We start from the raw sequence: 22,610 nt of genomic DNA, 5'->3' as shown, positions 1-22,610 counted from the left end.
CGCCGTCGCCATCGCAGAGAATCATGGAAAAATTTACCGTCTATGAAGGTTTAGTAGCTCCCCTTGACCGCGCCAACGTCGATACCGACGCGATCATCCCGAAACAATTCCTGAAGTCGATCCACCGCACCGGCTTCGGTCCCAACCTGTTCGACGAGTGGCGCTACCTCGACCACGGCGAACCGGGCATGGACAACAGCAAGCGTCCCGTCAATCCGGACTTCGTGCTGAACCAGGAGCGCTACAAGGGCGCCTCCATCCTCCTGACCCGCAAGAATTTCGGCTGCGGCTCCTCGCGCGAACACGCGCCGTGGGCGCTCGACCAGTACGGCTTCCGCGCCATCCTGGCGCCGAGCTTCGCCGACATCTTCTTCAACAACTGCTTCAAGAACGGCCTGCTGCCGGTCGTCCTCACCGAAGCGCAGATCGATCATCTGTTCAACGAAGTCAAGGCATTCCCGGGTTACCGCCTGGTGGTGGACCTTGAACAGCAGCGCGTCAGCACCAGCAATGGCTCCATCTCCTATCCATTCGAGATCGACGCCTTCCGCAAGTACTGCCTGATGAACGGCCTGGATGACATCGGCCTGACCTTGCGTCACGCCGATGACATTCGCGCCTTCGAAGAGCGCCGCCTGGTCAACCAACCGTGGCTGGCCAACGTTATCTAATAGAACAGACAGATCGAACAATGAAAATCGCAATCCTGCCGGGCGACGGCATCGGCCCTGAAATTGTCAGCCAGGCCGTGAAAGTCCTGAACGCGCTCGACGAAAAATTTGAGATGGAAAGCGCGCCCGTGGGCGGCGCCGGCTATGAAGCCAAGGGCCACCCGCTGCCGGAGGACACGCTGGCGCTGGCCAAGGCGGCCGACGCCGTGCTGTTTGGCGCCGTGGGCGACTGGAAGTACGACACGCTGGAGCGCCCGCTGCGACCGGAGCAGGCCATCCTCGGCCTGCGCAAGAACCTGGGCCTGTTCGGCAACCTGCGCCCGGCCATCCTGTACCCTGAACTGGCCGGCGCTTCCACGCTGAAGCCGGAAGTGGTGTCGGGCCTGGATATCCTGATCGTGCGCGAACTGACCGGCGACATCTACTTCGGCCAGCCGCGCGGCGTGCGCGAGTGCCCGGACGGTCCGTTCAAGGGCCAGCGCGAGGGCTTCGACACCATGCGCTATGCCGAAGGCGAAATCCGCCGCATCGCCCATGTGGCTTTCCAGGCGGCGCAAAAGCGCGGCAAGCGCCTGACTTCCGTGGACAAGGCCAATGTGCTGGAAACCTTCCAGTTCTGGAAGGACATCGTGACCGATGTGCATAAGGAGTACCCGGACGTGGCGCTGGACCATATGTACGTGGACAACGCCGCCATGCAGCTGGTGCGCGCGCCGAAGAAGTTCGACGTGATCGTGACCGGCAATATGTTCGGCGACATCCTGTCTGACGCGGCCGCCATGCTGACCGGTTCGATCGGCATGCTGCCGTCGGCCTCGCTGGACGCCAACAACAAGGGCCTGTACGAACCGTCGCACGGCTCGGCTCCCGATATCGCGGGCAAGGGCATTGCCAACCCGCTGGCCACGATCCTGTCGGCCGCCATGATGCTGCGCTATTCGCTGGACCGCGCGGAACAGGCTGACCGTATCGAGAACGCCGTGAAGAAGGTGCTGGCGCAGGGCTTGCGCACGCCCGATATTTACGAAGACGGTACGACCAAGGTCGGCACCGAGGAGATGGGCGACGCCGTGGTGCGCGCGCTCGCATAAAGATTTCACACCCAAAGGAAAGCAAAATGAAACTCGTAGGTCTAGTTGGTTGGCGCGGCATGGTCGGTTCGGTCCTGATGCAGCGCATGCAGGAAGAGGGCGATTTCGCCCACATCGAGCCGGTGTTTTTCTCCACTTCGAACACCGGCGGCGCCGCTCCGAAGATGGCGAAGAATGAGACTACCCTGAAAGACGCCACCAACATCGACGAGCTGAAACGCTGCGAGATCATTATTTCCTGCCAGGGCGGCGACTACACGACCGAGGTGTTCCCGAAACTGCGCGCGGCCGGCTGGAACGGCTACTGGATCGACGCCGCGTCGACCCTGCGCATGGACAAGGACGCCGTGATCGTGCTCGATCCGGTCAACCTGAACGTGATCAAGGACGCCATGGCCAAGGGCGTGAAGAACTTCATCGGCGGCAACTGCACCGTGTCGTGCATGCTGATGGGCCTGGGCGGCCTGTTCAAGCAGGACCTGGTGGAGTGGATGACCTCCATGACCTACCAGGCGGCCTCCGGCGGCGGCGCCCAGCATATGCGCGAGCTGCTGACCCAGTACGGCACCATCAACGCCTCGGTCAAGCACCTGCTGGACAACCCGGCGTCCGCCATCCTGGAAATCGACAAGCAGGTGCTGGCCACCCAGCACGGCATGTCGGCCGAGGAAACCAAGCAGTTCGGCGTACCGCTGGGCGGCAACCTGATCCCGTGGATCGACAAGGACCTGGGCAACGGCCAGTCGAAGGAAGAATGGAAGGGCGGCGCCGAGACCAACAAGATCCTGGGCCGCGGCGAAGGCTTCGGTACCCAGGCCATCCACGTCGACGGCCTGTGCGTGCGCATCGGCGCCATGCGCTGCCACAGCCAGGCGCTGACCATCAAGCTGCGCAAGGACGTGCCGCTGGACGAGATCAACGACATCATCGCCAAGGACAACGAGTGGGTGAAACTGGTGCCGAACACGCGCGAGGCGTCGGTGAAAGACCTGACCCCGGCCGCCGTCACCGGCAGCCTGACCATCCCGGTCGGCCGCGTGCGCAAGATGGCAATGGGCGGCGACTACCTGTCCGCCTTCACCGTCGGCGACCAGCTGCTGTGGGGCGCCGCCGAGCCGCTGCGCCGCATGCTGCGCATCGTGCTGGATAAATAAAGTGTTATTCATCAGCTAATACCTGCTGATTAATAAACAAGTTAAGAAGTATTTTCTAAAAGCCGGATTTCAAAAGGAATTCCGGCTTTTTTCTTTGAATCAAAAAATATTTTCGGCATGAACGAAACAGAATAGGGCCTGCCAGAGGGGAAAAGCTGGTGTAATGCTTGCATGCATCATTTGGCGATGTTATGTTAGGACCTCTGGGAAAGTAACTTTTTTTCCACGTTAACTAATTTCGTCGCCCAACTATGCCTGTACAAAAACCTTCCAAGGTCGCTTCGTTCGCGTTGAAAACACTGACCGCTGCCATGCTCAGCGGCGCTGTACTCGCACCTCTTTCCGTCAACGCAGCCGGTCTTGGCAAGCTCACAGTGCTCTCCTCGCTGGGCCAGCCGCTGCGCGCCGAAATCGAGCTGACCTCTGTTTCGCCCGAAGAAGCGTCCGAACTGGTGGCCAAACTGGCTTCGCCGGAAGCCTTCCGCGCCGCCAATATCGATTTCAACCCGGCGCTGATGAGCCTGCGCTTTGAAGTAGAGGCGCGCGGTGCGCGCCAGTTCATCCGCGTGACCTCCACCCAGGCCATCAACGAACCTTTCGTTGACATGCTGCTGGAACTGACCTGGACCAATGGCCGCCTGGTCCGCGAGTACACTTTCCTGCTTGACCCGGCCGACCTGCGCACCGCCCAGGCGCCGCAAGTGGCCGCACCGGTCGATGTGCGCAGCGCGCGCCCGGCCGCCGCACCGGCCGCCGCGCCCAGTGCCGCGCCAGCGCCGGCGGCGCCGCGCGAACCATCCCGCGCCGCGCCGCGCGAGTCCGCCGTAGCCCAGGATGCGCCGGCTGCCGACAGCTACCAGGTCAAGCGTGGCGACACGCTGGGCCGCATTGCCGGCCGCCTGAAGCCGGCCGACGTCTCGCTCGACATGATGCTGGTGGCGCTGTACCGCGCCAACCCGGATGCCTTTGCCGGCAACAATATGAACCGCCTGAAGTCCGGCACCATCCTGTCGGTACCGGATGCGAACACGGTCAAGGGCACCAGCCAGGGCGAAGCGCATGGCGTGGTGGTGGCGCATGCCAACGATTTCAATGCTTACCGCGCCAAGCTGGCGGGGCAGGTGGCTGCGGCCACCCCGGCCAAGGAGGCGGAAGCCCAGCAGAGCCAGACCGGCAAGATCACGGCCCAGGTGCAGGAGCGCCCGACTGCCGTGACCGAGTCGAAAGACCAGCTGAAGCTGTCCAAGGCCGGCGAAGCGGCCAGCAAGCCGGGCAAGACCGGTGCGGTGGAAGACAAGATCGCCAAGGACCGCCAGATGGCCGACGCCAGCGCCCGCGTGAAGGAGCTGGAAAAGAACGTCAGCGACCTTGAGAAGCTGATGGAAGTGAAGAACAAGACCGCCGCCAATGCGCAGGCCAAGGCCAGCGAGCCGGCTGCAGCGGCCGCCCCTGCCGCCAGCCCGGCGGCGGAACCGGTGGCAGCGGCCCCGGCCGCCTCGGCTCCGGCCGCGCCGGCTGCGGCGGAAGCGGCACCGGCCAAGCCAAGCAAGCCGAAGCGCACGATCGCGATGCCGCCACCGCCGGCCGAGCCAAGCCTGGTCGACAGCATCATGGAAAACCTGCCGCTGGTCGGCGGCGCGCTGGCGGCCCTGCTGGGCGGCGCCGGCCTGCTGGTCATGCGCCGCCGCAAGGCGGCCGAACAGATGTCGCTGCCGAAGGCGGAAAACAGCAATGTGCTGGGCGACCCGGGCACCACCGCGCATTCCCTGTTCGCCGAAACCGGCGGCCAGAGCGTGGATACCAGCAACAGCGTGTTCAACTCCAACTTCGCACCGTCGGCCAGCCAGCTCGATACCAATGAGGTCGATCCGGTGGCGGAAGCCGACGTGTACATCGCCTACGGGCGCGACGCCCAGGCTGAGGAAATCCTGAAGGAGGCGCTGCGCGTGCATCCGGAACGCCATCCGGTGCGCCTGAAACTGCTGGAAATCTACGCCGGCCGCAAGGATGCGCGCGCCTTCGAGGCGCAAGCCAGCGAGCTGTATTCGATGACCAAAGGCCAGGGCGACGAGTGGGCGCAAGCCGCGGCGCTGGGGGCCGGCATCGATCCGGATAATCCGCTGTACGTCAACGCGGCGCAGGCGAAAGCCGCAGCCGGCCTGGGCGCCGCCGCTGCCGGTGCTGCCGCGGCGCCGTTCGTGGCCAGCGAATCGAATGAGCTGAACGACTTTGCCGCCATGTTCGCCGAACCGGCGCCAGCCGCTGAACCGGCCGCCGAAGCAGGCGGCCTGGACCTGGACCTGAGCGCGGAAGCGGCCGCGCCGGAAGCCGAAGCCAGCCTGATGGACTTCGACCTCGACCGCGACGCGACGGCGCTGCCGTCGCTGGAAGAAGAGAAGCCGGCGCCGAAAGTCGCCGACAGCAATGCGCTCGACTTCGACCTGGGTGGCCTGAGCTTTGATGAGCCGGCGCCTGCGGTGGCGGCGGAGGAAGAAACGGCCGCCCCTGCGCCCGCAGCGGAAGAAGTGCCGGACCTGGCGTTCGACCTGGGCCTGGATGCTGAGCCAGCCAAGGCGGAAACCGTGGAAGCGGCACCGGTTGCCGACGCCATGGCCGATATCGGCATGGACTTCAACCTGGACCTGCCAGGCGGCGACAGCAAGGAGGAAGCGCCGGCTGCCGCGACGGCACCGGCCGCCGACCCGCTGGCTGAGCTGGACATGATGGACTTCTCGCTGCCAGGTAGTGCGGAAGCGGCCGCGCCCGCCCCGGCGCCAGCGGAAGAGGCGCCGCTGTCGTCCGCTGACTTCGCGCTCGACCTGCCGGCCGAAGCTGCCCCGGCGCCGGCGCCAGCCGACTTCGACCTGTCCGGCATCGACCTCGACCTGGGCGGCGCGGGCCAGGAAACCGCCGCGCCGAAGGATGAGGAAGAAATGTCCGCCCTGCATATGGAAATGGACACCAAGCTCGACCTGGCGGTGGCCTACCAGGAAATCGGCGACAAGGAAGGCGCGCGCGAGCTGCTGGACGAGGTGATCCGCGGCGGCAGCGACGACCAGGTGTCGCGCGCCAGCGCCATGCGCGCCCAGCTCGGCTAATCGCGCTTAGCGCGCGGTTTACGCCGTATAATGCCCGGTCACAGATCAAACTGACCGGGCATTTTTTATTTTGAAACGCATCGCATTAGGAGTCCAGTACAACGGCGCCGACTGGCTTGGCTACCAGATCCAGCCGCACGGCCAGACCGTGCAGAACAAGCTGGAGGAGGCCATCGAGCGCTTCGCCTGCGTCAAGCTGGGCACCACCTGCGCCGGCCGCACCGACGCCGGCGTGCATGCGCTGAACCAGGTGGTGCACTTCGACACCGAGCTCGATCGCGCCGAACACGCCTGGGTGCGCGGCATCAATGCCTTCCTGCCCGAGTCGATCGGCGTGCGCTGGGCGCGCTACCTGCCGGAGGCGCCGACCCCGGAGCAGGAGTTCCATTCGCGTTTCAGCGCGCGCTCGCGCACCTACCACTACCTGCTGTACAACCATCAGGTGCGTTCGCCGCTGCTGGCCGGGCGCGCCGGCTTCACCCACTGGAAGCTGGACGTGGAGCGCATGCGCGAGGCGGTCAAGCCGCTGATCGGCACGCACGACTTCACCGCCTTCCGCGCCTCCATGTGCCAGGCCAAGACGCCGGTCAAGGAGATGCAGATGATCGAGATCGAGCGCCACGGCGACATGATCCTGTTCACGCTGCGCGCCAACGCCTTCCTGCACCACATGGTGCGCAACCTGGTCGGCTCGCTGGTCTACGTCGGCCAGGGGCGCGAAAGCACCGGCTGGATGGGCGAGCTGCTGGCCGGGAAGGACCGCACCAAGGCGGCGCCGACCTTCATGCCGGACGGCCTGTACCTGTCGCGCATCGAATACGACGCCAAATGGGGCTTGCCGTACGAAGAGCCCAGCATCCTGCCTGCCTTCTGAAGGAAAGCCCATGTCCCGTACCCGCATCAAGATCTGCGGCCTGACCCGCGAAGAAGACGTCCTGGCCGCTGTCGCGGCGGGCGCCGATGCGGTGGGCTTTGTGTTCTACGAAAAAAGCCCGCGCTATGTCACGCCGCAGCGCGCCGCCGAGCTGATTGCGCTGTTGCCGCCGTTCGTCACGCCGGTCGGCCTGTTCGTCAACCATGGCGCGGAGCAAGTGGCGGCCACGGTGGCGGTGGCGCCGGTATCGCTGCTGCAGTTCCATGGCGATGAAACAGCCGAGGAATGCGCGGCGGCGGCAAAAGCGGCGGGGCGGGCTTTTGTGCGTGTTTTCCGTGTCAAAACAGACACAAGCGGCGCTGAGCTGCTAGAATATGAGCGACTTTGCCGCGCATCCAGTGGCTTGTTCTCGGGCCTCCTGCTCGATACCTTCGTGGATGCATATGGCGGCGCAGGAAAGGTTTTCGATTGGTCCCTCATCCCAAAAGAACTCGCGCATCGGGCCGTTTTGAGTGGTGGCTTGAGCGTGCAAAATGTGACTGGCGCAGTGGCCAGCGTTCGCCCTTACGCGGTTGACGTCTCTAGTGGCGTCGAGCGCGCCAAGGGTATCAAAGATGCTCGCCTGATCGCGGACTTCATCCGCGGTGTGCGGGCTGCAGATGCCTCCCTAGAGAAAGAACCGCACCATGAAAACCCCGCTTGATGCGCCACCAGCGCACCTGTTCCACGCTTCGTCCTACCACCTGCCCGACGCCACCGGCCATTTCGGCCCGTATGGCGGCTCCTTTGTCGCCGAAACCCTGAGCTACGCGCTGGCCGAGCTGCGCGAAGCCTATGCCAAGTACAGCAAGGATGAGCTGTTCCTCGAAGAGTTCCGCTATGAGCTGAAGCACTTCGTCGGCCGTCCGTCGCCCGTGTACCACGCCAAGCGCTGGTCGCAGCAGCTGGGCGGCGCGCAAATCTACTTCAAGCGCGAAGACCTGAACCACACCGGCGCGCACAAGATCAACAACGTGATCGGCCAGGCGCTGCTGGCCAAGCGCATGGGCAAGCCGCGCATCATCGCCGAAACCGGCGCCGGCCAGCACGGCGTGGCCACCGCCACCATCTGCGCCCGCTTCGGCCTCGAATGCGTGGTGTATATGGGCAGCGAGGACGTGAAGCGCCAGGCGCAGAACGTGTACCGCATGAAGCTGCTGGGCGCCACGGTGGTGCCGGTGGAGTCGGGCTCCAAGACCCTGAAGGACGCGCTGAACGAGGCGATGCGCGACTGGGTCACCAATATTGAAAATACCTTCTACATTATCGGCACGGTGGCGGGCCCGCACCCGTACCCGATGATGGTGCGCGACTTCCAGTCCGTGATCGGCGAGGAGTGCCTGCAGCAGATGCCGGAGATGACCGGGCGCCAGCCCGATTATGTAGTGGCCTGCATCGGCGGCGGTTCGAACGCGATGGGCATCTTCTACCCCTACATCGACCAGGCCGCGACGGCGCTGGTGGGCGTGGAGGCGGCAGGGGAGGGGCTGGACACCGGCAAGCATGCGGCGTCGCTGACGGCCGGCTACCCGGGCGTCCTGCACGGCAACCGCACCTACCTGCTGCAGGACGACGGCGGGCAGATCATCGAAACCCATTCCGTGTCGGCCGGCCTGGATTATCCGGGCGTGGGGCCGGAGCACTCCTACCTGAAGGATTCCGGGCGCGCGCGCTACGAGTCGATCACCGACGACGAGGCGCTGAAGGCGTTCCACGACTGCTGCCATATCGAGGGCATCATCCCGGCGCTGGAGTCGTCGCACGCCCTGGCCTATGCGGCCAAGCTGGCGGCCACCCTGCCGAAGGACAAGATCATCCTGGCCAACCTGTCGGGCCGCGGCGACAAGGACATGCACACCGTCGCCCAGCGCGCCGGCCTGCAGTTCTAACACCAGGAACCCTGGCCCGCGACCGCCGCGTACCAGGGGTCAGGCCCTTGGGTTTGACCCCGGTTTACCGGTTTAAAAAAGGAAAGCAAATGACCCGTATCGCAGCAACCTTCGCCGCCCTGAAAGCGCAAAACAAGAAAGCCCTGGTCACCTTCATCACCGCAGGCGACCCGGAACCTGGCCGCACGGTGGAACTGATGCACGCCCTGGTGGAAGGCGGCGCCGACATCCTTGAGCTCGGCGTACCGTTCTCCGACCCGATGGCCGAAGGCCCCGTCATCCAGCGCGCCTGCGAGCGCGCCCTGGCCAACGGCGTCGGCATCCGCCACTGTTTCGACTATGTGCGCGAATTCCGCAAGACCAACAGCAGCACGCCCGTCATCCTGATGGGCTACGCCAACCCGATCGAACGCCTGGGCGTGGATGCCTACATCGACGCCAGCAGCGCCGCCGGCGCCGACGGTGCCATCGTGGTCGACTACCCGCCGGAAGAGTGCGAGGAATTCGCCGCCAGGATGCGCGCGGCAGGGCAGGACCTGATCTTCCTGCTGGCCCCCACCTCGACCGAGCAGCGCGTGCAGCAGGTGGCGCGCGTGGGCAGCGGTTTCACCTACTACGTCTCGCTGAAGGGCGTGACCGGCGCCGGCCATATCGACACGGAAGACGTGGCGCGCCGCCTGGACCTGATCCGCAAGCACGTCCAGCTGCCGCTGGGCGTCGGTTTCGGCATCCGCGATGCGCACACCGCGCGCGCGGTGGCCAGCGTGGCCGATGCGGTGGTGATCGGCAGCCGTATCATCCAGGAAATCGAGGCGCATGCCCCGGCCGAGGCGGCAAAATACGTACGTTCGTTCGTTTCCGGCATCCGCTCTGCACTGGACGAAAATCGTTGATCTGTAAGCAATTTTCTGCCTGTTTTGTTCGACAGAGCAGGCAGAAACGGCTACACTTCGGGCCTAAGTTAGTGCAAGAGGAGAAATTATGAGCTGGTTGGAAAAATTGCTGCCGCCGCGTATCCAGCGCTCGGAAGCTGCCGCTCGCAAGACAATGCCTGAAGGCCTGTGGGTCAAATGCCCATCCTGCGAGGCTGTGCTGTACCGTACCGACCTTGAGTCGAACCTGCATGTCTGCCCGAAGTGCGACCACCACATGCGTATCCGCGCCCGCGAGCGCCTGGACGCGCTGCTGGACGCCGGCGGCCGTTATGAAATTGGCCAGGAAACCCTGCCGGTCGACACGCTGAAGTTCAAGGACAGCAAGAAGTATCCGGACCGCCTGAAGCAGGCAATGGAAGCGACCGGTGAAACCGACGCCCTGATCGCCATGGGCGGCTCGATCATGAGCCTGCCGGTGGTGGTGGCGTGCTTCGAATTCGAATTCATGGGCGGCTCCATGGGTTCCGTGGTGGGCGAGCGTTTCGCCCGCGCGGCCCAGGTGGCGCTCGAGCAGAAGGTGCCGTTCATCTGCATTACCGCCACCGGCGGCGCGCGCATGCAGGAAGGCCTGCTGTCGCTGATGCAGATGGCGAAAACCACCGCCATGCTGACCAAGCTGGCCGAGAAGAAGCTGCCGTTCATTTCCGTGCTGACCGACCCGACCATGGGCGGCGTGTCGGCCTCGTTCGCCTTCATGGGCGACGTGGTGATGGCCGAGCCGAAGGCCCTGATCGGCTTCGCCGGCCCGCGCGTGATCGAAAACACCGTGCGCGAGAAGCTGCCGGAAGGCTTCCAGCGTTCCGAGTTCCTGCTGACCAAGGGCGCGATCGACATGATCGTGGACCGCCGCCAGATGCGCGAGGAAATCGCGCGCCTGCTGGCCCTGATGCAGAACCAGGCCGTCGAAGTGCTGGCCTAAGCTTTACGTTTCACCCGGCGCGCGCAGCCTCCTGCGCTGCGCGCCCAAAAATCCCTCCCTGGCGATATGTCCCAACTCCCGAATACCCTCCCTGAATGGCTTGCGCTGATCGAGTCGCGCCATGCCGAAACCGTCATCAACATGGGCCTGGACCGCGTGCGCGCCGTCAAGGAACGCATGGCGCTGGCTTTCAAGTGCCCGGTCATCATGGTGGCGGGCACCAATGGCAAGGGGTCGACCTGCGCCATGCTGGAATCGATCCTGCTGCAGGCGGGCTACCGCGTCGGCCTGTACATCAAGCCGCATTTCCTGCACTTCAATGAGCGGGCGCGCATCAACGGCGACATGGCCAGCGACGAGCTGCTGGTGGCGAGTTTTAATTTCGTGGAGCAGGCGCGGGGCGATATTTCGCTGACTTATTTCGAATTCACGACCCTGGCCATCATGCACCTGATGACCCAGGTGGAGCTCGATGTGGCGATCCTGGAAGTGGGCCTGGGCGGCCGCCTGGATGCGGTTAATGTGATCGATGCCGACGTGTCGATCGTGACCAGCGTCGACATCGACCACGTCGACTACCTGGGCGGCACGCGCGAGCAGATCGGCTTTGAGAAGGCCGGCATTTTCCGCACCGGCAAAGCGGCCATCTGCAGCGACCCGGTGCCGCCGCAGTCGCTGATCGACCACGCCACCGAGATTGGCGCCGACTTGTGGCTGATGGGGCGCGACTTCAACTACGCGGGCGACAAGCAGCAGTGGAATTACGGCGGCCGTTCGATGCGCCGCAATTCGCTGGCTTACCCCGGCCTGCGCGGCGCCAACCAGCTGCTGAACGCCTGCGCGGCGCTGGCGGCGCTGGAGGCGCTGAAGATGCAATTGCCGGTCGGCGCGCAGGATGCGCGCACCGGCCTGGTGACCGTCGAGCTGCCGGGCCGCTTCCAGGTGCTGCCGGGCCGCCCGACCGTGATCTACGACGTGGCGCACAACCCGCACGCGGCGGCCGCCCTGGCGCAGAACGTGGGCAATATGGGTTTCGCGCCGTACACCTACGCGGTATTCGGCTCCATGCACGACAAGGACATCGATGGCGTGATCGCGGCCATGGCGCCGTGCGTCGACCACTGGTGCCTGGCCAACCTGCCGTCGCCGCGCGCGGCCACGGCGTCCGAGCTGGCGGCCAAGGTGCAGGCGATCGAGCCGAAAATGGATGAAAAAACTGCCAATATTTTCGACGATCCGGGCGCGGCATTCGCAAATGCGATGAGCCGGGCGGGCGAGAATGATAGAATTGTGGTCTTTGGATCATTCCTGACCGTCGCCGGTGTCATGGCGGCGAAAAAATCCTCACTCCACTAAGCACTCGACTGAGAAGAGCACGCATGGGCTTGTTATCGAAATTTGGCAAAGACAAGCAAGATGCCGCTGGTGAAGACAGCGGCTACTACCGCGCCCAGGACGACCGCTCCCTGAGCGATAAAGCCCGTTCCAAACGCGCCTCCAGCGCAGGCGCCGACGCCGGCGCGCGGCGCAGCAACCGCAAGGATGCCGCCGATCCGGTACTTCCCGAGAAAAAACGCGCGCGCCGCCGCCTGGTGGGCGCCATTGCGCTGGCACTGGCCGTGGCCATCGGCCTGCCGATGCTGCTTGACTCCGAACCGAAATCGTCGGTGGCCGATATCGCCATCAATATGCCGTCCAAGGACAAGCCGGGCGAGCCGCTGAATGGCGGCCCGGCCGCCGCGCCGGCGCCTGCCATCGAGCAGCCGGCCGCACCGGCGCCGGTGGAAGCACCGGCCGCCAGGCCGGCCACGCCGGCTGCACCGGCGCCGGCACCGGCTGCGGCACCTTCCGCGCGGAGCGTGGCGCCGGTCGCCACCGGCGCTGCGCTGGACAAGGGCGAAGAGATTGTCCACGTGCCGAGCAAGCCGGCCGTGACGGAACCTGCCAAGCCGCCAAAAGCGGCGGAAGCGAAAGCGGCCGAGCCGAAGGTCGCCAAGCCGGAGCCCAAGCACACCGAGCCCAAGCCCGAGCCGAAAAAGGAAAGCAAACCGGACGCCAAGCCCGCCCATACCGACGAGGCGCGCGCCATGGCCATCCTGGAGGGCAAGGCGGCCGACGCCGCGCCGGCCACCAAATATGTGATCAAGGTCGGCGCCTTCGCCGCCAAGGACAAAGTGGACGAGCTGCAGCGCAAGCTGGGCGAAGCCGGCATCAAGTCCTATGCGCAGAAAGTCAGCACCGCCAACGGCGAACTGACCAGCGTGCGGGTCGGTCCCTTCCCGAACAAGGAAGAAGCCGAAAAGGTCAAAGCCAAGCTGGGCAAGCTGGGCTTGAACGGTAGCCTGACCCCGGCCTGAGAACGACGATTTGAGGCTGTGCTGACGTGACGATTTTCGATTACCTCGTGATATTCGTGCTGATCGCCTCCATCGTCATCAGTACCATGCGCGGCCTGGTCAAGGAGATCCTGTCGCTGGCCGGCTGGATCGTCGCCTTCGTCGTCGCCAACGCCTACAGCGCCGCCCTGGCCGGCATGCTGCCGGAGGCGATCCCCGGCGATGTGGTGCGCCTGATCGTTGCTTTCATTGCCCTGTTCATCGGTGTGCGCATCCTCATGGCCCTGCTGGCCATGGCGGTCGATGCGCTGGTCACCGCCGGCGGCCTGACGCTGGCCGACCGCGGCCTGGGAGGCCTGTTCGGCCTCGGCCGGGGTATTGTGATCGTGCTGGCCGGCGTCATATTGTGCGGGATGACTTCCATCCCGCAGCAGGATTTCTGGAGAAATGCGCTGTTGAGTCCCGTGGCGGAATCCGGCGTGCGAACGGTGAAACCCTTCCTGCCCGACGCGATGGCGCGGCATGTCCATTTTTAGCATTCTTTAAATCCGCAGTACCAAGTTTAGGAGCACACCATGTGTGGCATCGTCGGCGTCGTATCCCACCAACCAGTCAACCAGATGCTGTATGACGCGCTGCTGCTGTTGCAGCACCGCGGCCAGGATGCGGCAGGCATCGCAACCAACCAGAGCAACACGTTCTCCATGCACAAGGCCAACGGCCTGGTGCGCGACGTGTTCCGCACCCGTAACATGCGTTCGCTGAACGGCACTTCCGGTATCGGCCACTGCCGCTACCCGACCGCCGGCTCGTCCAGCGAGGAAGAAGCGCAGCCGTTCTACGTCAACGCGCCGTTCGGCATCACCCTGGCGCACAACGGCAACCTGACCAACTGGGAACAGCTCAAGGACGAGATGTTCCGGAACGACCGCCGCCACATCAACACCGATTCCGATTCGGAAGTGCTGCTGAACGTGCTGGCGCACGAGATCCAGAAGGCCTCGACCGACGTCACCCTGACCCCGGCCAATATCTTCCAGGCCGTGACGGTGCTGATCAAGCGCGTGCGCGGCGGCTACGCGGCGGTGGCGCAGATTGCCGGCAGCGGCATGCTGGCCTTCCGCGACCCGTTCGGCATCCGCCCGCTGTGCCTGGGCATCAACGAGACGCCGGAAGGCGTGGAATACATGGTGGCCTCCGAGTCGGTGGCGCTGGAAGGCATGGGTTTCCGCTTCGTGCGCGACGTGCTGCCGGGCGAAGCCATCTTCATCGACATGGACAACAAGCTGCACGCGCAGGTGTGCGCCGACGCGCCGAAGCTGAACCCATGCGTGTTCGAATACGTCTACCTGGCGCGTCCTGACTCCGTGATCGACGGCGCCTCCGTGTACAACACCCGCCTGAAGATGGGCGAGTACCTGGCCGACAAGATCAAGCGCGAAGGCCTGGCCGACGATATCGACGTCGTGATGCCGATCCCCGATTCCTCGCGTCCGGCCGCGATCCAGCTGGCGATGCGCCTGGGCGTGGATTACCGCGAAGGCTTCATCAAGAACCGCTACATCGGCCGCACCTTCATCATGCCGGGCCAGGCCATGCGCAAGAAATCGGTGCGCCAGAAGCTGAACGCCATCGGCGACGAGTTCAAGGACAAGGTCGTGCTGCTGGTGGACGACTCCATCGTGCGCGGCACCACCTCGCGCGAGATCGTGCAGATGGCGCGCGAAGGCGGCGCCAAGAAAGTGATCTTCGCATCCGCCGCGCCGCCGGTGCTGTACCCGAACGTGTACGGCATCGACATGCCGACGCGCGACGAGCTGATCGCCCACGGCCGCACCGTGGAAGAAGTGTGCAAGGAAATCACCGCCGATGCGCTGGTCTACCAGGACCTGGAAGACCTGAAGAAGGCCATCGCCGACGTGAACCCGGCGCTGACCGAGTTTGAAGCCTCCTGCTTCGACGGCAAGTACATCACCGGCGACGTGTCGGCCGAGTACCTGGACCGCATCGAGCAGGCGCGCCACAACCCGAAAAAGGCCAAGGTCGCGGAAGACGCGGCGCGCACCCAGCTGAACCTGAACACCGCCAATACGGAATCCTGATGAAGAACTACGGCTTCACGACCACCATCCTGCACAACGACCGCCAGAAGGGCATCGAACACGGCTCGCTGCACAAGCCGATCCACACTTCGGTGACGTTCGGCTATGCCGACGCGCGCCAGCTGGCGTCGGTGTTCCAAGGCAAGGAGCCGGGCTTCCGCTACGGCCGCCAAGGCAACCCGACGGTTGCCGCGCTGGAGGACAAGGTCAGCAAGATGGAGCAGGGCGTCGGCACGATCTGCTTCGCCACCGGCATGGGCGCCATCGGCGCCGTGTTCCAGGCGCTGCTGCGGGCCGGCGACCATGTCGTGTCGTCGTCGTTCCTGTTCGGGAACACCAATTCGCTGTGGCAGACCGTGGCCGGGCAGGGCGTGGGCGTCGATTTCGTCGACGCCACCGACGTCGCCAACGTGGCGGCCGCGCTGAAGCCGGAAACGCGCATGGTATTCGTCGAAACCATCGCCAACCCGCGCACCCAGATCGCGGACCTGAAGCGCATCGGCCAGCTGTGCGCCGAGCGCGGCATCCTGTACATCGTGGATAACACCATGACCTCGCCCTACCTGTTCCGCCCGAAGGACGTGGGCGCGGGCCTGGTGGTGAATGCGCTGACCAAGTCGATCGGCGGCCATGGCAATGCGCTGGGCGGCGCGCTGACCGATACCGGCGCCTACGACTGGACCAGGTTCCCGAACATCTTCGAGAACTACAAGAAAAACGCGCCGGCGCAATGGGGCCTGGTGCAGATCCGCGCCAAGGCGCTGCGCGACTTTGGCGCCTCGCTCGGGCCGGAAGCAGCGCACCACATCGCCGTCGGTGCGGAAACGCTGGCGCTGCGCATGGAACGCACCTGCGCCAACGCGCGCGCCCTGGCCGAGATGCTGGAGGCGGACGAGCGCGTGGCTGCGGTCTACTACCCCGGCCTGAAGTCGCACCCGCAGCATGGCATCGCGGCGGAACTGTTCAAGGACTTCGGCTCGCTGCTGAGCTTTGAACTGAAGGACGGCATCGACTGCTTCGACTACCTGAACAAGCTGAAGCTGGCGATCCCGACCTCCAACCTGGGCGACACGCGCACCCTGGTAATCCCGGTGTCGCACACCATCTTCTACGAGATGGGACCCGAGCGCCGTGCCTCAATGGGCATCGCCGATTCGCTGATCCGCGTTTCGGTCGGTATCGAGGACACGGCCGACCTGATCGCCGATTTCCGCAACGCCCTCGACTGACCCACTATTGCCCAGCCGTGATCAATATGGCTGGCCGAAGATGGCGCGGAAGCGCGCCTTCTGTTCGGCTGTCGCGGCTGGGTCGCGCAGCAGGTAGGTTTCCAGCATGCCGAATTGTTCCAGGCGCAGGCCGATATCGCGGAACAGGGGCGCCAGGTCGGGCGCTTTGCTGGTGGCGACGATGTTGTTAAGCAGCGGGTCGAGGTCGACGCCGCTGATCGCCTTGCCGATGCGGACAATGTCGGCCTGGTCGTAGGCCTTGCCCTTGTGGCCGAATTCCTTGTACATCTCTTTCAGCAGGGTATCCAGGCTGACCTTGCCCTTGCTGGCCTTGCGCAGTTCGACATCCATCGCCAGGCCGGCAATCGTGCCGCCGCCGTAGACCAGCAGCCAGTTGCGGTGTTTGTCCTTCACCGCTTCGCGCACGGTGACGGTCAGGCCCTGGACATTGCGGGCGACGTTCTGGCCGCGTGCGAGGTTTTCCAGCTGCTGGATCAGCATGCCGCGGTCGAGCAGCTTGTTGCGCGCCATGGTGATGACGGTGACGTAGTCGTTCACGCCTTCCTTGAACCATTCCTCGCTTTCATTTTTCGGCACCAGCGAGTGGCCGTCCCAGAAGTGGGCCAGTTCGTGCGCCATTACCTTGCCCCAGACCGGGCGCGACACCTCGCTGCCGTCGTCTTTCAGGTATTGGCTGAATGAGCCGGAGAAGGCGCCGCCGTCGCCGCTGTCGCCCTGGTTGATCACGACCAGGAAGCGTTGCGCCACCGGGCCGCGGCCGTACAGTTTCTGGTAGCTGTTCATCTGCTTGTCGATCATCGAGATGAAGGCTTCGCGCCGTTTCCAGTACTGCTTGCCCATCACCAGCGTCATTTCGACGCCGCCGGTTTTGAAGGTTTCGGCGCGCGCGGTGCCGAAGAACAGGGCGTTGTTGACCAGCTCGCGGCGCGACTCCGCGATGAAGACGCCGGGCTTGCCGCCGCTGCGCCATGGCGTGTTGGCCTTCCAGCCGGCGGGCAGGTCGAAGGCGACTTCGGTCTGGCCGTGCATCGCCACGCCGGGCACGATGAACAGCGGGTAGCCAACCGCCATCAGGCCTTCGTCGGTGTGGTAAGACACTTCTTCATTCCCGCCCGGCCACTGGTATTTGTCGTGCTCCAGGCGGATGTCGTAGGACAGGCGCAGGCGGCGGTCGCCATCGACCTCATATTCGCCTTCGCCTTTGTCATGCAGCTGGACGGCGTTGCCGGCCATATCGCGCACGGCCAGCTTTTCGATCAGGTCGGCCTGGCCGTTCTTCAACTGCGGAATCGGCATGACGTTGAACAGCACGAGCTCGCGGCCCTCGACCCAGACGTCGGCTTCGACGTGGGCGCGCCGCGCATCCTTGTCGATGCTGAGGCGGTAGTGGTTGGCCTGCTGGTCGAAAGCGGACGCGGACTGCGCTGCCAGCAGCGCCGCGGCGATGCATAAAGGTTTGAACATCTGGTCTCCCCGTGGGTGTTATCGGTATGTTGTGTAACTTTATGTTGCAAGCAGCCATGCGGGGAACATGCCTGCGACGAAATGCAGGAATCGCGGAACAGGCTGCGGGTTTAGCGTAGCGCTTTTTCCACAGCGGTTTTCGGGGCCGTGCGCGCCGCAGGCGATGGCGACGGGCTGCAAAAAGCCAGGGGCGGGAGGGTTAAAACGGCACCACGCCGGGCATGTCGTAAGGATGGCGCCAGCCCGGCAAGCTGCGGATGCGCTCGAGCCATGCCGCCACGTGCGGCGGGTAGCTGACGCTGGCCTGTTCCGGCCAGAACATGTAGCCGCATAGCGCGAAGTCGGCCACGCTGGGCGCATCGCCCAGCAGGAAGGCGCGGCCGTCGGCCAGCTCGTCATCGAGGCGGGCGATGTCGGCCGTGAAGCGGGCGCGCATCCATTCCAGCACGCCGGGCGGGTAGCCTTGCGGGTCGAAGCGCTGGCCGAAGCGCAGGTGGGGCAGGGAGGTGCCGATGCGGTTGGCTTCCCAGAACAGCCATTCGCGGCTGCGCGCCAGGCGCTGCGGCGTTTCCGCGCCAAAGGCTTGCGTGTGCTGCGCCAGGTGCAGGAGGATGGCGTTCGATTGGACGTAGGGCTGGCCGTCATGCACCAGCAGGGGCACTTCGCCATAGCGGGCGAGGCTGCGGAAGGGTTCCGGGCGCGCGGCGCGCTCGAGGCGTAAATCGATCTCCTGGTAGTCGTACGGCAGCGCTGCCACTTCGAGCATCAGCCGCACCTTGTAGGTGTGGCCGGATTCGGCGCTGCCGTACAGCGTCAGCATCAGTGCCAGGTCCGCATCAGGCCGACGGCCAGGCCTTCCAGGGCGAAGTCGTCTTCCGGGGTGACGGTGATGACCTTGAAGTCGGGGTTTTCCGGCAGCAGTTCGATGGTGCTGCCGGTCTTGCGGTAGGTCTTCACGGTGACGTCGTTGCCGATGCGGGCGACCACGACCTGGCCGTTGCGGGCGGTATCGGTCTTTTTCACGGCCAGCAGGTCGCCGTCCATGATGCCGATGTCGCGCATCGATTCGCCGCGCACTTTCAGCAGGAAGTCCGGTTTGGCGGAGAACAGGTTGGGGTCGACGCTGTAGGTGGTTTCCAGGTTTTCCTGGGCCAGGATGGGCGAACCGGCGGCGACGCGGCCAATCAGGGGCAGGCTGACCAGCATGCCGGCGGGGACCGCCGGCATGTCGTCGAATTCGACCTTGGCGCGCGGGGCCGGCGCGCTGGCGGCGCCGGTGCCGGTGGCGGTGCCGCCGAAATTGCCGGTCAGGCGGATACCGCGCGAGGTGCCGGCGGTGATTTCAATCGCGCCCTTGCGCTGCAGCGCTTTCAGGTGCTCCTCGGCCGCATTGGCCGATTTGAAGCCCAGCTCTGCCGCAATCTCGGCGCGGGTCGGCGGGAAGCCGGTGTTTTCGATCGCATCCTTGATCAGGTTGAGGATTTCTTCTTGGCGTGCTGTGAGCTTGATCATGGCGCTATGGTGAACTGTGAATATAGACAGTCTGTATTTTTGTACAGTATGAAACGAATTGCAAGCAATTTGTTGCACACGCAGAAAAATTTCGGCTTAATGTCGATTCGACAACCAATGGAGGGCGGGATGGGACGGTGTGCTTTCTTGCTGGCGGCGGGGATCTGTTTGTTCGGCGCCTTGATCCATTTTGTGGCGCCATTGCTGGGGCCTGACTGGTATGCCTTCCTGCAGGCGCCGCCCAAAGTCGTGGCGTCGGCCCAGGCCGGCGGCTTGCTGGCGCCGGCGGGCGCGCTGGTGATCGGCTTGCTGATGCTGGTCTGTGCGCTGTACGGGCTGGCCGGTGCCGGCTACCTGCGCTGGCTGCCGTTCGCGCAGATGGTGCAGGGGACGGTGGCGGCGGTGTGCCTGCTGCGCGGCTTGCTGGTGTTGCCTTATTTGTACAAATTCCCGGATCGCTTGCTGGCGTTTGATGTGGTGGCGTCGGTGGTCTGGTTCGCGGCCGGGCTTGGGTTCCTGGTGGGCATTTTGCGCTCGGCCCGGCACCCGGGGCTGGCCGATGCGGCAGGGGCATCAGACGCGCAGGCCCGCGGCGCGTAAGGCTTCGGCGGCCGATTCCGCGTCGAGCAAAGCGATTGCCAGGCGCTCGAGCTGGGCGGCGTTGGCGCGATCAATGGCGCGCAGCACGTTCTTGCCGGGCGGGCCGAATTTCACTTCCAGCTGAAGTTTGAGGGTCTGCGCCTGGCCTTTTGCCAATCCTATGGCTTCGCCCTTGGCTTTGCCCATCGCTTCACCTTTCGGGAAGCCATGCTTCATGCCTTGCTCGATGCCTTGCTCGATACCTTGTTTGATACCTTGCTGGATGAAGTGTTCGGCAATTGCGTAGTTGAGGCTGTTTTTATCCCACTTCTTGTGGTCTTCAAGAAAGTTATCGACGTCCATGGTGAATCTCCTTTGCCAGGCGGGCGGTAGCGGCAACAACCAGTCTAAGACCTCCTGTATCTCGGTAAGTTCCTTTAATTTTCCCCGCAAGGCATACAGGGGAAGCATCAATTGGAGCTTGTCGGCGCAGCGCCGGCCTGGGTTGCGGCGGGTCGCCAGGGCAATCAGGTGTGCGGCGATGGCGATCGATACCGGATCGAACGTGCGGCGCAAATCGCTGAGCGCGGCGCGATAGTCGAGCAACTTCGCAATCTGGAACTGGAACGCCATGCCGCAATGGTCGTCGCTCGAGTAGGGCCGCCAGCCCGGGCTGGGGTCGCCCAGGATGGCGAGGCTGATGACCGGCATGCCGAAGCGGTCGACCAGGCGCGCATGGTATTGCGCCACGCGCGCGGGGAATCGTGCCTGCCGGGAGCATTGGATTTCACAATGCAGGCATGCCTGGCTGCCGTCGCGCAGCGTCACAATGGCCACGAAGTCGGGCTCGCGTTCGCCGCTGTGGCTGTCGGCGCTCCGGGGCAGCAGGCACTTGTCTGGAAGGTAATATTGTTCGCCCCAGTCGATCAGGGCGTGGAGCGCCGGGAACAGGCGCGCCAGCACCGTGGGCAGGTGGCGCTGCAGAAGCAGTTTCCAGGCGCGGTCGGGGTGGTCCATGGCTTAGCATGCCAGCGGCGGCGGCGCGGCGGTTTGCGCGGCGTCAGTAAAGCTTGAGCTGGCCGGCAAAACCTGCTATATTTGCGGGCTTACCTCTTCCCACACCCGTCTTGACGCCGGGGTGGGCTATATTCACAGTCCTTAAGGGAGTTATTAATGCGTCACTACGAAATCGTATTTATCGTCCACCCGGACCAAAGCGAGCAAGTGCCCGCGATGATCGAACGTTACAAAGCCAGCGTGACCTCGCGCGGCGGTAACGTGCACCGCGTAGAAGATTGGGGCCGCCGTCAAATGGCTTACTCGATCCAGAAACTGGCCAAGGCACACTACATCTGCATGAACATCGAGTGCGACAACGAGACCCTGGTCGAACTGGAAACCGCATTCAAATTCAATGATGCCGTGCTGCGTCACCTGACCGTCAAGATGAAGAAAGCGGAAACCGCTCCTTCCCCGATGATGAAGTCGGTTCAGCGTGAAGACGCGGCCAAGAGCCATCGCGCCGAAGCCCCAGCAGCTCCTGCAGCGGCCTGATTCCTGAACAGGAGACGGTCTGTACAACCAGCTCCGGGTTACCGCCCTGATCGCCGAACGGGATGAAATACGTTACACCCCGGCCGGCCTGCCGATTGTGAATGCAAGCTTGCAGCACAGTTCGCAGCAGACAGAGGCAGGTATCGCCCGATTGACCGAGTTTGAAATCCCTGCCGTTGCGGCAGGCGAGCTTTCAAGACGATTCAGTCAGGCGCGCCTCGGCGGTTTGTACGAATTCACCGGTTTCCTGGCCAAGAAGAACCGCAATAGCAGAACCCTGGTGTTTCACATCATTGATTTTCGTGCTGTCTAAACAGCGCACTTTTTTAGATACAGGAGCCAAAAATGGCATTCGGTAAAAAGTTCGACAAAAACAAGCTCAAGCTGAAAGAAAAGCGCAAGCAACAAAACCCTCTGTTCAAGCGCAAGAAGTTCTGCCGCTTCACCGCCGCTGGCGTTGAGCAAGTGGACTACAAAGACGTAGATACCCTGAAAGATTTCATCCAGGAAAACGGCAAGATCATGCCAGCACGCCTGACCGGCACCAAGGCGCACTACCAGCGCCAAGTTGACACCGCGATCAAGCGCGCCCGCTACCTGGCCCTGCTGCCATACACCGATCTGCACCACGCTTAATTAGCGGCTCAGATCTAAGTACCTGGAGAAAACTATGCAAATCATCCTGCTGGAAAAAGTTATCAACGTCGGCAACCTGGGCGACGTGGTGAAAGTGAAAGACGGCTACGCCCGTAACTTCCTGATCCCTCAGAAACTGGCACGCCGCGCTACCGCTGCTGCCGTGGCTGAATTCGAAGCCAAGCGCGCCGAACTGGAAAAAGCTGCTGCCGCCAAGCTGGCCGCTGCCCAAGCCCAAGGCGAAAAGCTGAACGGCATGACCGTGACCGTATCGCAGAAAGCCGGCGTTGACGGCCGCCTGTTCGGTTCCGTGACCAACTTCGACATCGCTGAAGCCCTGACCAAAGCCGGCTTCGCAGTGGAAAAAGCTGCTGTGCGCCTGCCAACCGGTCCGCTGAAGACCGTGGGCGAGTTCCCAGTGGCCGTGTCCCTGCACACCGACGTGGTGGCTGAAGTGACCGTGGCTGTGGTTGGCGAAGCTGCTTAATCAGCGTCGTAAATACAGCA

At 64.0% G+C, this 22,610-nt stretch carries 23 protein-coding genes; 19 read left to right on the top strand and 4 right to left on the bottom strand.

Annotation, left to right across the window (positions count from 1 at the left end):
• Positions 1–23 precede the first annotated feature (23 nt).
• From leuD to ACE3TQ_RS09645, 14 genes are all read left to right on the top strand, one after another.
• Positions 24–671: a 3-isopropylmalate dehydratase small subunit gene (gene leuD / locus ACE3TQ_RS09710; protein WP_374581922.1), complete on the top strand. Its 648-nt coding sequence runs from the start codon at positions 24–26 to the stop codon at positions 669–671.
• A gap of 20 nt (positions 672–691) precedes the next feature.
• Positions 692–1,762, top strand: a complete 1,071-nt coding sequence (gene leuB / locus ACE3TQ_RS09705; protein ID WP_374581921.1) for a 3-isopropylmalate dehydrogenase — start codon at positions 692–694, stop codon at positions 1,760–1,762.
• A gap of 26 nt (positions 1,763–1,788) precedes the next feature.
• On the top strand, positions 1,789–2,916 hold the full coding sequence (asd, locus tag ACE3TQ_RS09700) for an aspartate-semialdehyde dehydrogenase (protein ID WP_374581920.1): 1,128 nt from the start codon (positions 1,789–1,791) through the stop codon (positions 2,914–2,916).
• Positions 2,917–3,167: 251 nt separating this feature from the next.
• The gene (locus ACE3TQ_RS09695; protein WP_374581918.1) at positions 3,168–6,014 is read left to right on the top strand and encodes a FimV/HubP family polar landmark protein; all 2,847 of its coding nucleotides are present in this window, start codon (positions 3,168–3,170) and stop codon (positions 6,012–6,014) included.
• A 70-nt stretch (positions 6,015–6,084) separates the two neighbouring features.
• Complete coding sequence (gene truA / locus ACE3TQ_RS09690) at positions 6,085–6,888, top strand: tRNA pseudouridine(38-40) synthase TruA (RefSeq protein ID WP_374581917.1); 804 nt, start codon at positions 6,085–6,087, stop codon at positions 6,886–6,888.
• Positions 6,889–6,898: 10 nt separating this feature from the next.
• Positions 6,899–7,591, top strand: coding sequence for a phosphoribosylanthranilate isomerase (locus tag ACE3TQ_RS09685; protein ID WP_374581916.1), 693 nt, complete (start codon positions 6,899–6,901; stop codon positions 7,589–7,591).
• Complete coding sequence (trpB, locus tag ACE3TQ_RS09680; protein ID WP_374581915.1) at positions 7,575–8,816, top strand: tryptophan synthase subunit beta; 1,242 nt, start codon at positions 7,575–7,577, stop codon at positions 8,814–8,816. The genes ACE3TQ_RS09685 and trpB overlap by 17 nt, the downstream gene beginning before the upstream one ends.
• Positions 8,817–8,905: 89 nt before the next feature.
• Positions 8,906–9,709, top strand: coding sequence for a tryptophan synthase subunit alpha (gene trpA / locus ACE3TQ_RS09675; protein WP_374581914.1), 804 nt, complete (start codon positions 8,906–8,908; stop codon positions 9,707–9,709).
• An 88-nt stretch (positions 9,710–9,797) separates the two neighbouring features.
• Positions 9,798–10,670, top strand: coding sequence for an acetyl-CoA carboxylase, carboxyltransferase subunit beta (accD, locus tag ACE3TQ_RS09670; protein ID WP_374581913.1), 873 nt, complete (start codon positions 9,798–9,800; stop codon positions 10,668–10,670).
• 66 nt (positions 10,671–10,736) lie between these two features.
• Positions 10,737–12,026, top strand: a complete 1,290-nt coding sequence (gene folC / locus ACE3TQ_RS09665; RefSeq protein WP_374581912.1) for a bifunctional tetrahydrofolate synthase/dihydrofolate synthase — start codon at positions 10,737–10,739, stop codon at positions 12,024–12,026.
• A 23-nt stretch (positions 12,027–12,049) separates the two neighbouring features.
• Positions 12,050–13,027, top strand: a complete 978-nt coding sequence (locus ACE3TQ_RS09660; RefSeq protein ID WP_374581911.1) for an SPOR domain-containing protein — start codon at positions 12,050–12,052, stop codon at positions 13,025–13,027.
• A 26-nt stretch (positions 13,028–13,053) separates the two neighbouring features.
• Positions 13,054–13,542 (top strand): CvpA family protein, encoded by a 489-nt coding sequence (locus tag ACE3TQ_RS09655; protein ID WP_374581910.1) that lies wholly within the window; start codon positions 13,054–13,056, stop codon positions 13,540–13,542.
• Between the two features lie 39 nt (positions 13,543–13,581).
• Positions 13,582–15,108, top strand: coding sequence for an amidophosphoribosyltransferase (purF, locus tag ACE3TQ_RS09650; protein ID WP_374581909.1), 1,527 nt, complete (start codon positions 13,582–13,584; stop codon positions 15,106–15,108).
• Positions 15,108–16,337 (top strand): cystathionine gamma-synthase family protein, encoded by a 1,230-nt coding sequence (locus ACE3TQ_RS09645; protein WP_374581908.1) that lies wholly within the window; start codon positions 15,108–15,110, stop codon positions 16,335–16,337. The genes purF and ACE3TQ_RS09645 overlap by 1 nt, the downstream gene beginning before the upstream one ends.
• A gap of 21 nt (positions 16,338–16,358) precedes the next feature.
• On the opposite strand, the gene ACE3TQ_RS09640 is transcribed toward ACE3TQ_RS09645, so the two are convergent.
• The 3 genes from ACE3TQ_RS09640 to lexA form a co-directional block, all read right to left on the bottom strand.
• The gene (locus ACE3TQ_RS09640) at positions 16,359–17,822 is read right to left on the bottom strand and encodes a hypothetical protein (RefSeq protein ID WP_374581907.1); all 1,464 of its coding nucleotides are present in this window, start codon (positions 17,820–17,822) and stop codon (positions 16,359–16,361) included.
• A gap of 199 nt (positions 17,823–18,021) precedes the next feature.
• Positions 18,022–18,642 (bottom strand): glutathione S-transferase family protein, encoded by a 621-nt coding sequence (locus tag ACE3TQ_RS09635; protein WP_374581906.1) that lies wholly within the window; start codon positions 18,640–18,642, stop codon positions 18,022–18,024.
• The gene (gene lexA, locus ACE3TQ_RS09630; RefSeq protein WP_374581905.1) at positions 18,642–19,334 is read right to left on the bottom strand and encodes a transcriptional repressor LexA; all 693 of its coding nucleotides are present in this window, start codon (positions 19,332–19,334) and stop codon (positions 18,642–18,644) included. The genes ACE3TQ_RS09635 and lexA overlap by 1 nt, the downstream gene beginning before the upstream one ends.
• A 129-nt stretch (positions 19,335–19,463) precedes the next feature.
• Here lexA and ACE3TQ_RS09625 point away from each other — a divergent pair, with 129 nt between their 5' ends.
• Complete coding sequence (locus tag ACE3TQ_RS09625; protein ID WP_374581903.1) at positions 19,464–19,934, top strand: hypothetical protein; 471 nt, start codon at positions 19,464–19,466, stop codon at positions 19,932–19,934.
• Here ACE3TQ_RS09625 and ACE3TQ_RS09620 read toward each other — a convergent pair.
• Positions 19,908–20,930, bottom strand: a complete 1,023-nt coding sequence (locus tag ACE3TQ_RS09620) for a hypothetical protein (protein WP_374581902.1) — start codon at positions 20,928–20,930, stop codon at positions 19,908–19,910. The two genes, ACE3TQ_RS09625 and ACE3TQ_RS09620, sit on opposite strands and share 27 nt — an antisense overlap.
• A 156-nt stretch (positions 20,931–21,086) precedes the next feature.
• On the opposite strand from ACE3TQ_RS09620, the gene rpsF reads away from it, so the two are divergent.
• The 4 genes from rpsF to rplI are packed head-to-tail and all read left to right on the top strand — an operon-like array spanning position 21,087 to position 22,590.
• Positions 21,087–21,467 carry a 30S ribosomal protein S6 gene (gene rpsF / locus ACE3TQ_RS09615; RefSeq protein WP_374581901.1) on the top strand — a complete coding sequence of 127 codons (381 nt, stop codon included), beginning with the start codon at positions 21,087–21,089 and terminating at the stop codon, positions 21,465–21,467.
• A gap of 19 nt (positions 21,468–21,486) precedes the next feature.
• The gene (gene priB, locus ACE3TQ_RS09610) at positions 21,487–21,780 is read left to right on the top strand and encodes a primosomal replication protein N (protein WP_374581963.1); all 294 of its coding nucleotides are present in this window, start codon (positions 21,487–21,489) and stop codon (positions 21,778–21,780) included.
• A 32-nt stretch (positions 21,781–21,812) separates the two neighbouring features.
• On the top strand, positions 21,813–22,103 hold the full coding sequence (gene rpsR / locus ACE3TQ_RS09605; RefSeq protein ID WP_057259638.1) for a 30S ribosomal protein S18: 291 nt from the start codon (positions 21,813–21,815) through the stop codon (positions 22,101–22,103).
• Positions 22,104–22,137: 34 nt separating this feature from the next.
• On the top strand, positions 22,138–22,590 hold the full coding sequence (gene rplI / locus ACE3TQ_RS09600) for a 50S ribosomal protein L9 (RefSeq protein WP_374581899.1): 453 nt from the start codon (positions 22,138–22,140) through the stop codon (positions 22,588–22,590).
• The last annotated feature ends 20 nt before the right edge of the window (positions 22,591–22,610 follow it).

This window comes from Pseudoduganella sp., from assembly GCF_041914865.1.
Classification (GTDB): Bacteria; Pseudomonadota; Gammaproteobacteria; order Burkholderiales; family Burkholderiaceae_D; genus Rugamonas.
This window is presented reverse-complemented; position numbering and strand designations above follow the sequence as displayed.

What these genes read in the sequence shown, in the direction of transcription:
- leuD (WP_374581922.1), top strand. Translation starts at nt 24, where the DNA reads ATGGAAAAATTTACCGTCTATGAAGGTTTAGTAGCTCCCCTTGACCGC.
- leuB (WP_374581921.1), top strand. Translation starts at nt 692, where the DNA reads ATGAAAATCGCAATCCTGCCGGGCGACGGCATCGGCCCTGAAATTGTC.
- asd (WP_374581920.1), top strand. Translation starts at nt 1,789, where the DNA reads ATGAAACTCGTAGGTCTAGTTGGTTGGCGCGGCATGGTCGGTTCGGTC.
- ACE3TQ_RS09695 (WP_374581918.1), top strand. Translation starts at nt 3,168, where the DNA reads ATGCCTGTACAAAAACCTTCCAAGGTCGCTTCGTTCGCGTTGAAAACA.
- ACE3TQ_RS09685 (WP_374581916.1), top strand. Translation starts at nt 6,899, where the DNA reads ATGTCCCGTACCCGCATCAAGATCTGCGGCCTGACCCGCGAAGAAGAC.
- trpB (WP_374581915.1), top strand. Translation starts at nt 7,575, where the DNA reads ATGAAAACCCCGCTTGATGCGCCACCAGCGCACCTGTTCCACGCTTCG.
- trpA (WP_374581914.1), top strand. Translation starts at nt 8,906, where the DNA reads ATGACCCGTATCGCAGCAACCTTCGCCGCCCTGAAAGCGCAAAACAAG.
- accD (WP_374581913.1), top strand. Translation starts at nt 9,798, where the DNA reads ATGAGCTGGTTGGAAAAATTGCTGCCGCCGCGTATCCAGCGCTCGGAA.
- folC (WP_374581912.1), top strand. Translation starts at nt 10,737, where the DNA reads ATGTCCCAACTCCCGAATACCCTCCCTGAATGGCTTGCGCTGATCGAG.
- ACE3TQ_RS09660 (WP_374581911.1), top strand. Translation starts at nt 12,050, where the DNA reads ATGGGCTTGTTATCGAAATTTGGCAAAGACAAGCAAGATGCCGCTGGT.
- purF (WP_374581909.1), top strand. Translation starts at nt 13,582, where the DNA reads ATGTGTGGCATCGTCGGCGTCGTATCCCACCAACCAGTCAACCAGATG.
- ACE3TQ_RS09645 (WP_374581908.1), top strand. Translation starts at nt 15,108, where the DNA reads ATGAAGAACTACGGCTTCACGACCACCATCCTGCACAACGACCGCCAG.
- ACE3TQ_RS09640 (WP_374581907.1), bottom strand. Translation starts at nt 17,822, where the DNA reads ATGTTCAAACCTTTATGCATCGCCGCGGCGCTGCTGGCAGCGCAGTCC.
- ACE3TQ_RS09635 (WP_374581906.1), bottom strand. Translation starts at nt 18,642, where the DNA reads ATGCTGACGCTGTACGGCAGCGCCGAATCCGGCCACACCTACAAGGTG.
- lexA (WP_374581905.1), bottom strand. Translation starts at nt 19,334, where the DNA reads ATGATCAAGCTCACAGCACGCCAAGAAGAAATCCTCAACCTGATCAAG.
- ACE3TQ_RS09625 (WP_374581903.1), top strand. Translation starts at nt 19,464, where the DNA reads ATGGGACGGTGTGCTTTCTTGCTGGCGGCGGGGATCTGTTTGTTCGGC.
- ACE3TQ_RS09620 (WP_374581902.1), bottom strand. Translation starts at nt 20,930, where the DNA reads ATGGACCACCCCGACCGCGCCTGGAAACTGCTTCTGCAGCGCCACCTG.
- rpsF (WP_374581901.1), top strand. Translation starts at nt 21,087, where the DNA reads ATGCGTCACTACGAAATCGTATTTATCGTCCACCCGGACCAAAGCGAG.
- rpsR (WP_057259638.1), top strand. Translation starts at nt 21,813, where the DNA reads ATGGCATTCGGTAAAAAGTTCGACAAAAACAAGCTCAAGCTGAAAGAA.
- rplI (WP_374581899.1), top strand. Translation starts at nt 22,138, where the DNA reads ATGCAAATCATCCTGCTGGAAAAAGTTATCAACGTCGGCAACCTGGGC.